General features: G+C 68.9%; 15 protein-coding genes. 9 read left to right on the top strand and 6 right to left on the bottom strand.

Annotation, left to right across the window (positions count from 1 at the left end):
• The 3 genes from trpD to trpE are packed head-to-tail and all read right to left on the bottom strand — an operon-like array spanning position 1 to position 3,121.
• On the bottom strand, positions 1-1,035 hold the full coding sequence (gene trpD, locus CKO43_RS00285) for an anthranilate phosphoribosyltransferase (RefSeq protein ID WP_200225799.1): 1,035 nt from the start codon (positions 1,033-1,035) through the stop codon (positions 1-3).
• 17 nt (positions 1,036-1,052) lie between these two features.
• The gene (locus CKO43_RS00280; RefSeq protein WP_200225797.1) at positions 1,053-1,643 is read right to left on the bottom strand and encodes an anthranilate synthase component II; all 591 of its coding nucleotides are present in this window, start codon (positions 1,641-1,643) and stop codon (positions 1,053-1,055) included.
• Between the two features lie 2 nt (positions 1,644-1,645).
• Entirely contained in the window at positions 1,646-3,121 is a 1,476-nt protein-coding gene (gene trpE / locus CKO43_RS00275) for an anthranilate synthase component I (protein ID WP_200225795.1), read from the bottom strand.
• 294 nt (positions 3,122-3,415) lie between these two features.
• Between trpE and CKO43_RS00270 the strand changes: the two genes are divergently transcribed.
• Positions 3,416-4,030 (top strand): chalcone isomerase family protein, encoded by a 615-nt coding sequence (locus CKO43_RS00270; RefSeq protein ID WP_200377477.1) that lies wholly within the window; start codon positions 3,416-3,418, stop codon positions 4,028-4,030.
• On the opposite strand, the gene gph is transcribed toward CKO43_RS00270, so the two are convergent.
• The 3 genes from gph to CKO43_RS00255 all read right to left on the bottom strand — a co-directional run bounded on the left by gph (position 4,019) and on the right by CKO43_RS00255 (position 6,375).
• Positions 4,019-4,690: a phosphoglycolate phosphatase gene (gph, locus tag CKO43_RS00265; RefSeq protein WP_200225790.1), complete on the bottom strand. Its 672-nt coding sequence runs from the start codon at positions 4,688-4,690 to the stop codon at positions 4,019-4,021. The genes CKO43_RS00270 and gph overlap by 12 nt on opposite strands.
• A gap of 67 nt (positions 4,691-4,757) precedes the next feature.
• Complete coding sequence (locus CKO43_RS00260; RefSeq protein ID WP_200225788.1) at positions 4,758-5,201, bottom strand: hypothetical protein; 444 nt, start codon at positions 5,199-5,201, stop codon at positions 4,758-4,760.
• Positions 5,202-5,280: 79 nt separating this feature from the next.
• A complete protein-coding gene (locus tag CKO43_RS00255; protein ID WP_200225786.1) occupies positions 5,281-6,375 on the bottom strand; it encodes a saccharopine dehydrogenase family protein in 1,095 nt (364 codons plus the stop codon).
• A 132-nt stretch (positions 6,376-6,507) separates the two neighbouring features.
• Here CKO43_RS00255 and CKO43_RS00250 point away from each other — a divergent pair, with 132 nt between their 5' ends.
• From CKO43_RS00250 to CKO43_RS00215, 8 genes are all read left to right on the top strand, one after another.
• On the top strand, positions 6,508-6,945 hold the full coding sequence (locus CKO43_RS00250; protein ID WP_200225784.1) for an Lrp/AsnC family transcriptional regulator: 438 nt from the start codon (positions 6,508-6,510) through the stop codon (positions 6,943-6,945).
• Positions 6,946-7,121: 176 nt separating this feature from the next.
• The gene (locus tag CKO43_RS00245) at positions 7,122-7,889 is read left to right on the top strand and encodes an IclR family transcriptional regulator (protein ID WP_200377476.1); all 768 of its coding nucleotides are present in this window, start codon (positions 7,122-7,124) and stop codon (positions 7,887-7,889) included.
• The gene (locus CKO43_RS00240) at positions 7,886-8,659 is read left to right on the top strand and encodes an ABC transporter ATP-binding protein (protein WP_200225779.1); all 774 of its coding nucleotides are present in this window, start codon (positions 7,886-7,888) and stop codon (positions 8,657-8,659) included. Before CKO43_RS00245 ends, CKO43_RS00240 begins: the two co-directional genes overlap by 4 nt.
• Entirely contained in the window at positions 8,659-9,366 is a 708-nt protein-coding gene (locus CKO43_RS00235; protein WP_200225777.1) for an ABC transporter ATP-binding protein, read from the top strand. The genes CKO43_RS00240 and CKO43_RS00235 overlap by 1 nt, the downstream gene beginning before the upstream one ends.
• A gap of 37 nt (positions 9,367-9,403) precedes the next feature.
• A complete protein-coding gene (locus tag CKO43_RS00230; protein ID WP_200377475.1) occupies positions 9,404-10,612 on the top strand; it encodes an ABC transporter substrate-binding protein in 1,209 nt (402 codons plus the stop codon).
• 15 nt (positions 10,613-10,627) lie between these two features.
• Entirely contained in the window at positions 10,628-11,512 is an 885-nt protein-coding gene (locus tag CKO43_RS00225) for a branched-chain amino acid ABC transporter permease (protein WP_200225773.1), read from the top strand.
• Positions 11,512-12,471 (top strand): branched-chain amino acid ABC transporter permease, encoded by a 960-nt coding sequence (locus tag CKO43_RS00220; RefSeq protein ID WP_200225770.1) that lies wholly within the window; start codon positions 11,512-11,514, stop codon positions 12,469-12,471. Before CKO43_RS00225 ends, CKO43_RS00220 begins: the two co-directional genes overlap by 1 nt.
• A gap of 300 nt (positions 12,472-12,771) precedes the next feature.
• The gene (locus tag CKO43_RS00215; RefSeq protein ID WP_200225767.1) at positions 12,772-13,233 is read left to right on the top strand and encodes a GNAT family N-acetyltransferase; all 462 of its coding nucleotides are present in this window, start codon (positions 12,772-12,774) and stop codon (positions 13,231-13,233) included.
• Positions 13,234-13,458: the final 225 nt, after the last annotated feature.

Raw genomic sequence — 13,458 nt, 5'->3', positions numbered from 1 at the left:
TCAGGCGGGGCGGAAACGGTTGCTGACGGCGACGTACTGCTCGAGCTTGGCCGCCGCCGCACCCGAAGCCACCGCTTCGCGCGCCCGGCGCACGCCGTCGGCGATCGAAGCCGCGACGCCGGCGCAGTAGAGCGCACCGCCGGCGTTGAGCAGCACGATGTCGCGCATCGGCCCGTCTTCGTTGGCGAGCACGCGGCGGATGCAGGCCAGCGACTCGTCGCGGTTGGCCACACGCAGCACGCGCACGTCGTAGACGGGCAGGCCGAAGTCGCTCGGGTGCACCACGTACTCGCGCACCTCGCCGTCCTTCAGCTCGCCGACCATGGTTTCGCCCGACAGCGAGATCTCGTCCATGCCGCAGGTGCCGTAGACGACGAGCGCGTGTTCGCTGCCCAGGCGCTGCAGCACCCGCACCTGGATGCCGACCAGGTCGGGGTGGAACACGCCCAGCAGCTGGTTGGGCGCGCCGGCCGGATTCGTCAGCGGGCCCAGGATGTTGAAGATCGTGCGCACGCCGAGCTCGCGCCGCACCGGCGCGGCGTGTTTCATCGCCGCGTGATGGTTGGGCGCGAACATGAAGCCGATGCCGGTTTCTTCCAGGCAGGCGGCGACCTGCTCCGGCGTCAGGCCGATGTAGGCGCCCAGCGCCTCCATCACGTCGGCCGAACCCGAGGTCGACGAGACGCTGCGGCCGCCGTGTTTGGCCACGCGTGCACCGGCCGCGGCGGCGACGAAGGTCGCCGCGGTCGAGATGTTGAAGGTGTGCGAGCCGTCGCCGCCGGTGCCGACGATGTCGACCAGGCCGCTGCGGTCGGCCACCGGCACAGGCGTCGCGAACTCGCGCATCACCTGGGCCGCGGCCGCGATCTCGCCGATGCTCTCCTTCTTGACGCGCAACCCGATCGCGAAGGCCGCGATCATCACCGGCGACATCTCGCCGTTCATGATGCGGCGCATCAGCTCGAGCATCTCGTCGTGGAAGATCTCGCGGTGCTCGATGACGCGCGTCAGCGCCTCGGTATTCGTGATCGCCATCGTGTTCCCCTTCGGCTTCAGCGCGCCGCGCCCATGGTCAGGAAGTTCTTCAGCATCGCGTGGCCGTGTTCGCTGAGGATGGACTCGGGGTGGAACTGCACCCCTTCCAGCGGCGTGGCCGTGCCGGCCAGGCCGCGGTGGCGCACGCCCATGATCTCGCCGTCGGCCGTCGTCGACGTGATCTCCAGCTCCGCCGGCAGCGTCTCGCGCTCGATCGCCAGCGAGTGGTAGCGGATCACCGTGAACCGTTCCGGCAGGCCGGCGTAGACGCCGCGGCCGTCGGTCCTGATCTCACTCGCCTTGCCGTGCATCTGCACCTGGGCGCGGACGACGCGCCCGCCGAGCGCCGCGCCGATGGCCTGGTGGCCCAGACACACGCCCAGCAGCGGCAGCTTGCCGGTGAAGTGGCGGATGGCCTCGACGCAGACCCCGGCCTCGGCCGGCGAACACGGCCCCGGCGACAGCACCAGCCGGTCGGGCTTGAGCGCGGCGATGCCGGCGACGTCGATCTCGTCGTTGCGCAGCACGCGCACGTCCTCGCCCAGCTCGCCGAAGTACTGCACCAGGTTGAAGGTGAAGCTGTCGTAGTTGTCGATCATCAGCAGCATGATCAGAACCCCTCTTCCACGAGTTCCGCCGCGCGGATGAGCGCCCGGGCCTTGGCCTCGGTCTCCTTCCACTCGAGCTCGGGCACCGAGTCGGCGACGACGCCGGCCGCGGCCTGCACGTACAGCGTGTTGTGCTGGACGATGCCGGTGCGGATCGCGATCGCCAGGTCCATGTCGCCGGCGAAACTGAGGTAGCCGCAGGCGCCGCCGTAGATGCCGCGCTTGACGGGTTCGAGCTCGTCGATGATCTCCATCGCCCGGATCTTGGGCGCGCCGCTCAGCGTGCCGGCCGGGAAGCTGGCGCGGAACACGTCCAGGCTGGTGGCGCCGTCCTCCAGCAGGCCCTCGACGTTGCTGACGATGTGCATCACGTGCGAGTAGCGCTCGACCTCGAAGGCCTCGGTCACCTTGACCGTGCCGGTCTTGGCGATGCGGCCGATGTCGTTGCGCGCCAGGTCGATCAGCATCAGGTGCTCGGCGCGTTCCTTCGGGTCGGCCTTCAGCTCGGCGGCCAGCGCCGCGTCGCGCTCGGGCGTCGCGCCGCGCGGGCGCGTGCCGGCCAGCGGGCGGATCGTCACCTTGCGGCCTTCGGGCGTGCTCTCCTGGCGCACCAGGATCTCGGGGCTGGCGCCGACGATCTGGAAGTCGCCCATGTCGTAGTAATACATGTAGGGCGACGGGTTCAGCGAGCGCAGCGCGCGGTACAGCGACAGCGGGCTCTCGGTGTAGCGTTTCTTCAGCCGCTGGCCGATGACGACCTGCATGCAGTCGCCGGCGGCAATGTATTCCTTGCAGCGCCGCACTGCGTCTTCCAGCTGCTGCTGCGTCGTCTCGCGCTCGACGGCGTAGCTCGGGCCACGCCGCACCTGCGGCGCGGTGACCGAATAACGCAGCCGGTCGGTCAGCTCGGCGAGACGCTTCTTGCCGCGGAAGAAGGCCTCGGGCGATCCCGGGTCGGCCCAGACGATCAGGTACAGCCGGCCCGACAGGTTGTCGATGACGGCGACTTCCTCGGTCTGCAGCAGCAGGATGTCGGGCGTGTCCAGGCCGCCGGGCTTCTCGGTCCTGGCCAGCCGCGGCTCGATGTAGCGCACCGCGTCGTAGCCGAAATAACCCGCCAGCCCGCCGCAGAACCGAGGCAGCCCCGGCGGCAGCGCCACCTTGAAGCGTTTCTGGTAGGCCTCGATGAAGTCGAGCGCATTGCCTTCGTGCGTCTCGACCACGGCGCCGTCGTGCACGACCTCGGTCAGCCCGCCCGTGGCTCGCAGCAGCGTGTGCGCGGGCAGGCCGATGAAGGAGTAGCGGCCGAAACGTTCGCCGCCGACGACCGATTCGAGCAGGAAGCTGTTGCGCTGGCCGCCGGCCAGCTTCAGGTACAGCGACAGCGGCGTCTCGAGGTCGGCGAAGGCCTCGGCGATGAGCGGAATGCGGTTGTAGCCCTGCTCGGCAAGGCTCTTGAATTCGAGTTCAGTGATCACTTCTGGGCCCTCTCGCGGCAGTCACCCGGCGCGTCTAGGCTCAGGCACTGCATGTCGTCTTGAGAAGCGGCGCCGACTGGGGTGTCGGCGTCTCGCGGCGTGGCCTGACGCGGTGGTCAGGCGAGGCTAGCGAGAGCGACGCCAGGGCCAGGCTCCCCGGTCGCGGGAACCTTTGGTCGATGCGTGGGCCGTGAACATGAGTGCTGCCAGTGTAACCGGGGCGACCGCCGCTCGGCCGATGCGATGCCAGACTCAGGCGCCCGCCATCGCCGGGTTCATCCTTCGAGCACCGCCATGCATCTGCGCGTCCTGACGGCCTTCCTGGTGACCACGCTGCTCCTGTCCAGCGCCGCGAACAGCCAGCCCGCCGCCGAGCCGGCGGGCGTGCCCTACCCCGCGGCCGCCAGCGTCGGCGGCAACAGCCTGGGGCTCAATGGTGCCGGCGTGCGCTACAAGTTCGTCGTCAAGGTCTACACCGCGGGGCTGTATCTGCCCCAGCGCGCCGACACGCCCGAAGCCGTGCTCGCGATGCCCGGCCCCAAGCGCATCCACGTCGTGATGCTGCGCGACATCGATGCCAACGAACTCGGCCGGCTGTTCACGCGCGGCATGGAAGACAACGCGCCGCCGCAGCACTGGCTGCAGTCCATCCCCGGCACGCTGCGCATGGCCGACATCTTCTCGGCGCGCAAGAAGCTGCTGGCCGGTGACCACTTCAGCGTCGACTTCGTGCCCGGCGTCGGCACCAGCGTGCTCGTCAACGGCAAGGCGGCCAGCGAGCCGATCCGCGAGCCCGAGTTCTTCACCTCGCTGCTCAGCATCTGGCTGGGCCCCAGGCCCGCCGACGCCGCGCTCAAGGACGCGCTGCTGGGGCGCGCGACGCGGCGCGGTGCCGAGTCAGGCCATTAGCGCCGGCAGCTCGTCGATGCGGTCGACGATCGCGTCGGCGCCCGCGGCCTCGACCGGCTCGCCGTGGTTGTAGCCGTAGCGCACCAGCGCCACCCGGCAGCCGGCGGCGCGGGCCGCCTGGGCGTCGTTCATCGAGTCGCCGATCATCAGCGTGCGCGCCGGCAGCGTGCCCAGTGCTTCGCAGGCCTTGAGCAGCGGCATCGGGTCGGGCTTCTTGCGCTCGAAGGCGTCGCCGCCGTAGGCGAGGTCGAACCAGCGCGCCAGCCCCTTGGCCTCGAGCAGCGGCAGCGCGAAGGCCGCCGGTTTGTTCGTCACGCAGGCGAGCTTGAGCCCCATCGCCTTCAGCGCCTGCAGGCCTTCGGCCGCGCCGGGGTAGACGAGCGAGGCCTGGCCGTTGATACGCAGGTAGTGGTGGCGGTAGCGCTCGTCGGCGGCCTCGTACAGCGAGGCCGGCGCACCGGCTTCGGCCAGCGTGCGCCGGATCAGGTGTTCGGTGCCCTTGCCGACGGTGTGCGAGATGAAGGCGCGCGAGACCGGCGTGTAGCCCAGGTCGTGCAGCGCATGGCCGAGCGCGAGTTCGAAATCGCCGACGGTGTCAACCAGGGTGCCGTCGAGGTCGACGATGGCGGCGTCGAAGCCGCCCGAGCGCGAGAGAGTCATGCAGGTCCCGTGAGACGAAGGGCCCGCATTCTGCCGTGGCCGGCGCTGCCGCCGGGGCGCGCCGGCCTTACTCGGGCGCCTTCAGACTGTTGCGCGTGTGCGCCGCGGCGGGATCGAGCGGAACGTAGATGATCCATTCGTCGGCCGACGACTTGCGATACTTCACGTGCTTCTTCTCGACGTCGAACTCGTACTCCGGATACACCTCGCGGAGATTGTAGAAAGCCGCCGGCGCGAAGAAGAGGATATCCAGAGCAAGATAGCCGCCGTTGAACTTCAGCGGCAGCATCCCGTAAAACGGATCCAGGCCCGGGGCCTCGGCCTTGAAGTCGTAATTGCCGAAGCTGGTGGCGGCAATCGTCTCGACGCGGGGCGCGGAAAAATCTTTCGAATTCTCGATCGCCACGCGCCCACCGGCTTGCGTCGTCGAAATCTTGGTCACCGCGGTACAGCCCGCGGCGAGCACCGCGAAGACGAGCACGGCCGAGCGCTGCAGATTCTTGATTTGCATGGTTCCTCCCTGGACTTTCATTCTTCGAATGATTGTGCCATTGAGGGAACCGGATGAAACAGCACGGCCGGCCGCTCTTTCAGCCGATGCTTTCGACCTGGCGCGACTGCTGATAGGCGGCGCCGAAGCGGTTGGCCAGGAAGTCCGGCAGCGCCACCTGTTCCTGGCGCACGAAACCCTGCTGCGGCAGCCGGCCTTCGCGGAACAGGTCGACCGCGGCGCAGATGCCGGCGGCCGTCGTGATCTGGATCGCCGAGGTCGGCTGGCCCGGCGCACGCTCGGCGAAGATCTTGCGCGCGAACACCTCCTGCACCAGCGCGCCGCCGCGCATGCCGCTGGCGGTGACGAAGACCAGCACCACGTCCTGCATCGTGCTCGGGATCGCGCGCCGCATGATGTCCTTCAGCGTGCCCTGGTCGTGCTTGAGCAGCAGTTCCTCCAGCAGCAGCTTCATCAGCGCGCGGTGGCCGGGGTAGCGCACGCTCTTGTAGTCCAGCGTCTGCACGCGGCCGGCCCAGGTCTCGCACAGCGTGCCCAGGCCGCCCGAGGTGTTGAAAGCCTCGTACTCGGTGCCGTCCAGCGAGAAGTGCTCCAGCCCTTCGAGCGCCAGCACCTCGGTCGCCCGACCGTCGCGGATCGCCTCGCAGGGGTGGCAGTACTCGTTGATCAGGCCGTCGACGCTCCAGGTCAGGTTGTATTTCAGCGCGTTCGTCGGGAAGGCCGGCAGCGCGCCGACCCGCATCTTCAGCTCGTGCAGCGCGTCGAAGCTCTGCGCCAGGTGGTGCGCGACGATGCCGATGAAACCCGGCGCGAGACCGCACTGCGGCATGAAGGCGGTGCTCGCGCCTTCGGCCAGGGCCTTGATCGCGCGCGTCGCGGCGACGTCCTCGGTCAGATCGAAGTAGTGGCAGCGCGCCTCGCGCGCCTGCGTCGCGACACGCGTCGCCAGGTAGTAGGGCAGCGCGTTGATCACCGCGTCCTGGCCGCGCAGCAGCGCCAGCAGCGCGGCGTCGTCGCCGGTGTCGGCCACACGCGTGGCCAGCGGCAGGCCTTGCAGCGCGGCCAGCGGCGCGGCGTCGCGGTCGACGACGGTCAGTTCGTAGTCGCCGCTGGCCGACAGCAGGCGGGCGATGGTCTGGCCGATGTGGCCGGCACCGAGCAGGGTCACGCGCATTCGGGCTCCTTCGGGGTGAGGGCTGGGATGCGGCGCAGTCTAGGAACAGCGCTTGACACAAGATAGGGCCGAGTTCGTCGAAAGAGGCACTTGTTTCGACGAATCGTCGGCAGCGGCCGACATAATGTCGGCATGCCCCGCGACCAGATGGACCGCGACCTGATCACGCTGCTGCAGGCGAACGCCCGCGCCAGCACGGCCGAGCTCGCGCGCAAGCTGGGCGTGGCGCGCACCACGGTGATAGCGCGGCTGGAGCGGCTGGAGCGCAGCGGCGTCATCGTCGGCTACACGGTGCGCCTGGGGCTGGACGAAGCCGAACGCGGCGTGCAGGCCTGGGTCGGCATCACGATCGAACCCAAGTCGGCGCGCGAGGTCACGCGCCGGCTGGCGGCGCTGCCCGAGCTGCGCCAGCTGTGTTCGGTCAGCGGCGAGTTCGACTACCTGGCGCTGCTGCGCACCGACTCGACCGCGCGCCTGGACGTGCTGCTCGACGAGATCGGCGAGATCGACGGCGTGAAGAAGACGACGACCTCGGTCGTGCTGGCGCTGCGCGTCGACCGTACCGCCTGAAACGAGGCCGGCAGGCGCCGGCGGCGAGTCTGCGGGTCGCCCCCGCCCCGCGCTTTCGGGGCTGGGACATCCCCATCAGCGCTTTCCCGCAAGCCGCGCGCATAGGGAAATGACCGCTCCTAGACTGCGCCGGCCGTTCAGCTCCGTGAACGGTGTTCAGCGGATCGAACACCCAGATGACCATGGCCTTGCCGATGACCGACCGCCCCGCCGCCCTGGTGCCGGCGGTCGTGCGCGCGGTGTCGGTGCTGGACCTGCTGGCGCGCGAGCGCCGGCCGATGAGCATGGCCGGCCTGGCCGCGGCGCTGAATCTACCGCGCAGCAGCGTGCACGGGCTGTGCGGCACGCTGCTGAACTGCGGCTACCTGCGCCGCGCCGACAACGGCGCGCTGCTGATCGGCCCGGGCGTGATGACGCTGGCCGCGGCCTTTGTCGCCAGCACCCACGTCGCCGCCGAGTTCGACGCACTCTGGCGCGAGACCCCGCCGCCCGACGAGACACTGGTGCTGTCGGTGCTCAACGGCGCCGACGTCGTCTACATCGGCGTGCGCAACAGCGCGCGCCCGCTCAGCCTGGCCTTCAGCCTGGGCATGCGGCTGCCGGCCTGGGTCACCAGCACCGGCAAGGCCATGCTCGCCTGCCTGGACCCGGCCGAGGTGCGTGCGCTGGTGCCGCCGGGCGCGACCGACGTCGACGCGCTGCTGGCCGAGCTGGCCGAAGCGCGCGAACGCGGCTGGGCGGTCGACGACGGCGGCGTGCGCGAAGGCGTCTACGCACTCGCCGCCCCGGTGGTCGACACCGCCGGCCGGCCCGTCGCCGGCATCGCCTTCTGCATCAACAAGGCCGCGCTCGACCCCGCAACCCTCTCGCGCCAGCGCGAGCTGGTGCTGCAGGCCGCGCGCACGCTGTCGCGCCGCCTGGGCGCCCGCGAGGACACACGATGAGCGCCGACCACATCCTCGAGACGCAGGACCTGACGAAGGAGTTCAAGGGCTTCGTCGCCGTGAACAAGGTGAACCTGCGCGTGCGCCGTGGCCACATCCACGCGCTGATCGGCCCCAACGGCGCCGGCAAGACCACCTGCTTCAACCTGCTGACCAAGTTCCTGCGCCCGACCAGTGGCCGCATCCTGTTCGACGGGCAGGACATCACCGGCGAGTCGCCGGCGCACATCGCGCGCCGCGGCGTCATCCGCTCGTTCCAGATCTCGGCCGTGTTCCCGCACCTGACGGTGCTGGAGAACGTGCGCGTGGCGCTGCAGAGGAAGCTCGGCAACTCGTTCCAGTTCTGGCGCGCCGAACGTTCGCTGCACGGGCTGAACGAGCGCGCACGCGAGCTGCTGCGCGCCGTCGACCTGGCCGACTACGCCGGCCACCTGGCGGTGGAACTGAGCTACGGCCGCAAGCGTGCGCTCGAGATCGCGACCACGCTGGCGATGGAGCCGCAGCTGATGCTGCTGGACGAACCAACCCAGGGCATGGGGCTGGAAGACGTGGACCGCGTGCGCCGGCTGATCAAGCAGGTGTCGGCCGATCGCACGATCCTGATGGTCGAACACAACATGAGCGTCGTCGCCAGCATCGCCGACACCATCACCGTGCTGCAGCGCGGCGCGACGCTGGCCGAAGGGCCGTATGCCGATGTCTCGCGCAACCCGGCGGTGATGGAAGCCTACATGGGCAGCGCCGACGCCCAGCTCGCGGGGGCGCACTGATGGCCGGCACACGTTTGCTCGAGGTGAGTGGCCTGCACGCCTGGTACGGCGAGTCGCACGTGCTGCACGGCGTCGACTTCCACGTCGACGAAGGCGAGGTCGTGACGCTCCTGGGCCGCAACGGCGCCGGGCGCACCAGCACGCTGCGCGCGATCATGGGCCTGACCGGCGCGCGCAAGGGCTCGGTGAGGGTGCGCGGCACCGAGGCCATCGCGCTGTCGACGCACCGCGTCGCGCGCCTGGGCATCGGCTACTGCCCCGAGGAACGCGGCATCTTCTCCAGCCTGTCGGCCGAGGAGAACCTGCTGCTGCCGCCGACGCTGGCCCCGGGCGGCATGTCGCTCGACCAGATCTACACGATGTTCCCGAACCTGAAGGAGCGCGCCGCCAGCCAGGGCACGCGGCTCTCGGGCGGCGAACAGCAGATGCTGGCCGTGGCGCGCATCCTGCGCACCGGCGCCCGCCTGCTGCTGCTCGACGAGATCAGCGAAGGCCTGGCGCCGGTCATCGTGCACAAGCTCGCCGAGATGGTGCTGGCGCTGCGGCGCGAGGGCTACACGATCGTGATGGTCGAGCAGAACTTCCGCTTCGCGGCGCCGCTGGCGGACCGCTTTCTCGTGATGGAACACGGCCAGGTGATCCAGCAGTTCAGCCAGGCCGAACTGCCGGCGCGGCTGGAGCGCCTGCACGAGTACCTCGGCGTGTGAACGCCCCTGCCCCCACAACCCCGACGGAGACGACCCCATGAGACTCAGCAAGATCACGTGCGCCTGCACGCTCGCGATGGCCGCCGCTTTCGGCGCCAGCGCCCACGCCCAGATCTCGGGCGACGTGGTGCGCATCGGCCTGATCACGGACATGTCGGGGCTGTACTCCGACATCGACGGCGCCGGCGGCGTCGAGGCCATCCGCATGGCCATCGCCGACGCCGGCGGCAGCGTCGCCGGCAAGAAGATCGAGGTCGTGTTCGCCGACCACCAGAACAAGGCCGACGTCGCCGCCGCCAAGGCGCGCGAGTGGTTCGACACCCAGGGCCTGGACCTGCTGATCGGCGGCACCAACTCCGGCACCAGCCTGGCGATGGCCAAGGTGGCGGCCGAGAAGAAGAAGCCCTTCATCGCCGTCGGCGCCGCGACCTCGGCGCTGACCAACGAGCAGTGCAACCCGTACACCGTGCACTGGGCCTACGACACCGTGGCGCTGGCCAAGGGCACCGGCAACGCGGTGGTCAAGGCCGGCGGCAAGAGCTGGTACTTCCTGACCGCCGACTACGCCTTCGGCGCGCAGCTGCAGAACGACGCTTCGGCGGTGGTCAAGGCCGCCGGCGGCAACGTCGTCGGCTCGGTCAAGCACCCGCTGTCGGCCACCGACTTCTCGTCCTTCCTGCTGCAGGCGCAGGCGAGCAAGGCGCAGATCCTGGGCCTGGCCAACGCCGGCGGCGACACCATCAACGCGATCAAGGCGGCCAACGAGTTCGGCGTCACCAAGTCGATGAAGCTCGCAGGGCTGCTGGTCTTCATCAACGACATCCACTCGCTGGGGCTGAAGACGACCCAGGGCATGTACCTGACCGACAGCTGGTACTGGAACCGCGACGCCGAGACGCGCGCCTGGGGCCGGCGCTTCTTCGAGAAGATGAAGCGCATGCCGTCGTCGCTGCAGGCAGGCGACTACTCGGTGGCGACGCAGTACCTCGCCGCCGTCAAGGCCACCGGCAGCGACGACCCGGACAAGGTGCTGGCGCAGATGCGCAAGACCAAGGTCAACGACATCTTCGCCAAGGACGGCTTCATCCGCGGAGACGGCCGCATGGTGCACGACATGTACCTGATGCAGGTGAAGACGCCGGACAAGTCGGTCGAGCCCTGGGACTACTACAACGTGGTCCAGACCTTCAAGGGCGAGGAGGCCTGGACCACGAAGTCCGAGTCCAAGTGCGCTCTCTGGAAGTGACCGCGGGCTGACGCGATGGACATCCTCGGCATCCCGCTGCAGGCCTTCCTGGGCCAGCTCATGCTGGGCCTGGTGAACGGCTCGTTCTACGCCATGCTGAGCCTCGGGCTGGCGGTGATCTTCGGGTTGCTGGGGATCGTCAACTTCGCCCACGGCGCGCTCTACATGCTGGGCGCCTACGTCGCCTGGCTGGCGCTGGAGAAGTTCGGGCTGAACTACTGGGCAGCGCTGGTGCTGGCGCCGCTGGTGGTGGGTGCCCTGGGCATCGTCGTCGAGCGCACGCTGCTCAAGCGCCTGTACAAGGTCGACCCGATCTACGGCCTGCTGCTGACCTTCGGCCTGGCGCTGATCGCCGAAGGCGTGCTGCGCGAGCAGTTCGGCGTCTCCGGCCAGCAATACCCGGTGCCCGAGGCGCTGCAGGGCGCGACCGACCTGGGCTTCATGATCCTGCCGAACTACCGCGCCTGGGTCATCGTCGCCTCGCTGACGGTGTGTTTCAGCACCTGGTTCGTCATCGAGCGCACGCGGCTGGGCTCCTACCTGCGTGCCGGCACCGAGAACCCGACGCTGGTGCAGGCTTTCGGCGTCAACGTGCCGGTGATGGTGGCGCTGACCTACGCCGCCGGTGCCGGGCTGGCGGCGCTGGCCGGGGTGCTGGCGGCGCCGGTCATCCAGATCACGCCGCTGATGGGGGCCAACCTGATCATCGTCGTCTTCGCCGTCGTCGTGATCGGCGGCATGGGCTCGATCCTGGGTTCGATCCTGACCGGGCTGGTGCTGGGCGTGGTCGAGGGCCTGACCAAGGTGTTCTACCCCGAGGCCTCGAACATCGTCGTCTTCGTGATCATGGCGATCGTGCTGATGCTGCGGCCCGCCGGCCTGTTCGGCAAGGAGAAGTGATGGACCGCGAACGCATGGCGCACTTCGGCTGGGGCCTGGGCCTCGTGCTGCTGCTGGCCGCGCCCTGGCTGGGCATCTACCCGATCTTCATCATGAAGGCGCTGTGTTTCGCGATCTTCGCCTGCGCCTTCAACCTGCTGCTGGGCTACACCGGCCTCCTGTCCTTCGGCCACGCGGCCTACTTCGCCGCGGCGGCCTACTCGACCGGCTGGCTGGTGCGCAGCGCCGGCTGGTCGCCGGAGCTGGGCATCGTCGCCGGCACGCTGATCGCCGCGGCGGTGGGGCTGCTGGTCGGGCTGATCGCGATCCGCCGCCAGGGCATCTACTTCGCGATGGTGACGCTGGCGCTGGCGCAGATGGTCTACTTCGTCTTCCTGCAGGCGCCGTTCACCGGCGGCGAGGACGGGCTGCAGGGCGTGCCGCGCGGCCAGCTGTTCGGCGTGCTGCCGCTGGCCGACGACCGGGTGATGTACTACGTCGTGCTGGCGGTCTTCGTCGCCGTCTTCGCCGCCATCATCCGCATCGTGCATTCGCCTTACGGGCAGGTGCTGAAGGCGATCCGAGAGAACGAACCGCGCGCGATCTCGCTGGGTTACGACGTCGACCGCTACAAGCTGCTGGCCTTCGTGCTGAGCACGGCGATCGCCGGGCTGGCCGGCTCGCTGAAGACGCTGGTGCTGGGTTTCGCGACGCTGTCGGACGCGCACTGGTCGCTGTCGGGCGAGGTGGTGCTGATGACGCTGCTGGGCGGCATGGGCACCTTCGCCGGCCCGGTGATCGGCGCCTTCACGATCATCGGCCTGCAGAACTTCCTGGCCGACCGGGTCGGCTCCTGGGTGACGGTGATCATCGGCGGCATCTTCGTCGCCTGCGTCGTCGCCTTCCGCCGCGGGTTCGTCGGCGAGGCGCTGGCGTGGATGCAGCGGAGGAAGCTGGCGCGGGCGGCGGCGGGGGGCTGAAAGCTCCCCCTCGCTTCTGGCTCCACTGGTTGACGCCGGCCGGCGCGCCACCGTCGGCGCGGGCCGCGGTCGCCGGGTGGCCGGTTCCGGTCATGTCCCCCGGGCGGGCTGCGCCCGCCCTCCTCCTAATACTTCCCTACACCGGCCACCCGACGCCCGCGGCGGGCGGTGCGAGAGCTGTTCGCCACGCTCGTCCCTCCCCTCGAAGGCGGGTGGCAGATTGAAGGCTCTGGTGCGCGGGCTCAGAATCATCTGTAACCGACGCCGCTTTCGGCGCCTCCTTTTCGGAGTCCTCTCGAGATGCGCATCCGCCGCTTCAATCCAGGCGAAGAGCCAGCACTCTTCGAGATCTACCACTCGGCGATTCACCTCATCGCCAGCCGAGACTACACGGAACAGCAAATCAATGCTTGGGCACCAGCGGTTCTAGATGAAGAAGTCTGGGCAAACCGAATTCGCGTGATCAATCCGTTCGTTGCTGAGCTTGAGGGAGCACTGGTCGGCTACGCAGATGTCCAGCAGAACGGGTACATCGACCACTTCTTTGTTTCGGGTCGGCACCCTCGGCAAGGTATTGGCAGCGCGCTCATGGCAGTTCTTGAGTCCGAAGCAAAGCGCCATCAAATCACCGAACTAACCTCGGACGTCAGCAGAACAGCTCAGCCCTTCTTCGCGCACTCTGGTTTTCAGATCGTCGAGCAACGCGTTCCTGTTGTCCGCGGAGTTGAGATTCACAATGCACTTATGCGCAAGTTTATCTGAGGCACATGTGCTGAGGCCTACCCCTTCGGTCGAGGCGAGCCCCGACGGCAAGTCCGCCCACCCGCTTCCAGGAGTGCCCCATCATCCATCGAGCAGGCGAGTCTGCTGCCCGTCGCCCACGCCTCACCTCGAACATTGACAGCGAGAAATGCGCGCACCGAACGATTGGCGACTTACCAACCAGGGGCATCACCTGCGCGGCATCACGCTGGTATGGCGTTCTTA

It is taken from the genome of Rubrivivax gelatinosus (genome assembly GCF_016583785.1).
Taxonomy (GTDB): Bacteria; Pseudomonadota; Gammaproteobacteria; order Burkholderiales; family Burkholderiaceae_C; genus Rubrivivax; species Rubrivivax gelatinosus_B.
The sequence above is the reverse complement of the archived record's forward strand: the minus strand, read 5'-3'. Positions and strand labels throughout refer to the sequence as shown.

Bases quoted from the DNA above. Each gene is read 5' to 3' on its own strand.
- trpD (WP_200225799.1), bottom strand. From the start codon at position 1,035: ATGGCGATCACGAATACCGAGGCGCTGACGCGCGTCATCGAGCACCGC.
- CKO43_RS00225 (WP_200225773.1), top strand. From the start codon at position 10,628: ATGGACATCCTCGGCATCCCGCTGCAGGCCTTCCTGGGCCAGCTCATG.
- CKO43_RS00240 (WP_200225779.1), top strand. From the start codon at position 7,886: ATGAGCGCCGACCACATCCTCGAGACGCAGGACCTGACGAAGGAGTTC.
- CKO43_RS00220 (WP_200225770.1), top strand. From the start codon at position 11,512: ATGGACCGCGAACGCATGGCGCACTTCGGCTGGGGCCTGGGCCTCGTG.
- CKO43_RS00255 (WP_200225786.1), bottom strand. From the start codon at position 6,375: ATGCGCGTGACCCTGCTCGGTGCCGGCCACATCGGCCAGACCATCGCC.
- CKO43_RS00245 (WP_200377476.1), top strand. From the start codon at position 7,122: ATGACCATGGCCTTGCCGATGACCGACCGCCCCGCCGCCCTGGTGCCG.
- CKO43_RS00270 (WP_200377477.1), top strand. From the start codon at position 3,416: ATGCATCTGCGCGTCCTGACGGCCTTCCTGGTGACCACGCTGCTCCTG.
- CKO43_RS00260 (WP_200225788.1), bottom strand. From the start codon at position 5,201: ATGCAAATCAAGAATCTGCAGCGCTCGGCCGTGCTCGTCTTCGCGGTG.
- CKO43_RS00230 (WP_200377475.1), top strand. From the start codon at position 9,404: ATGAGACTCAGCAAGATCACGTGCGCCTGCACGCTCGCGATGGCCGCC.
- CKO43_RS00280 (WP_200225797.1), bottom strand. From the start codon at position 1,643: ATGCTGCTGATGATCGACAACTACGACAGCTTCACCTTCAACCTGGTG.
- CKO43_RS00215 (WP_200225767.1), top strand. From the start codon at position 12,772: ATGCGCATCCGCCGCTTCAATCCAGGCGAAGAGCCAGCACTCTTCGAG.
- CKO43_RS00235 (WP_200225777.1), top strand. From the start codon at position 8,659: ATGGCCGGCACACGTTTGCTCGAGGTGAGTGGCCTGCACGCCTGGTAC.
- gph (WP_200225790.1), bottom strand. From the start codon at position 4,690: ATGACTCTCTCGCGCTCGGGCGGCTTCGACGCCGCCATCGTCGACCTC.
- CKO43_RS00250 (WP_200225784.1), top strand. From the start codon at position 6,508: ATGCCCCGCGACCAGATGGACCGCGACCTGATCACGCTGCTGCAGGCG.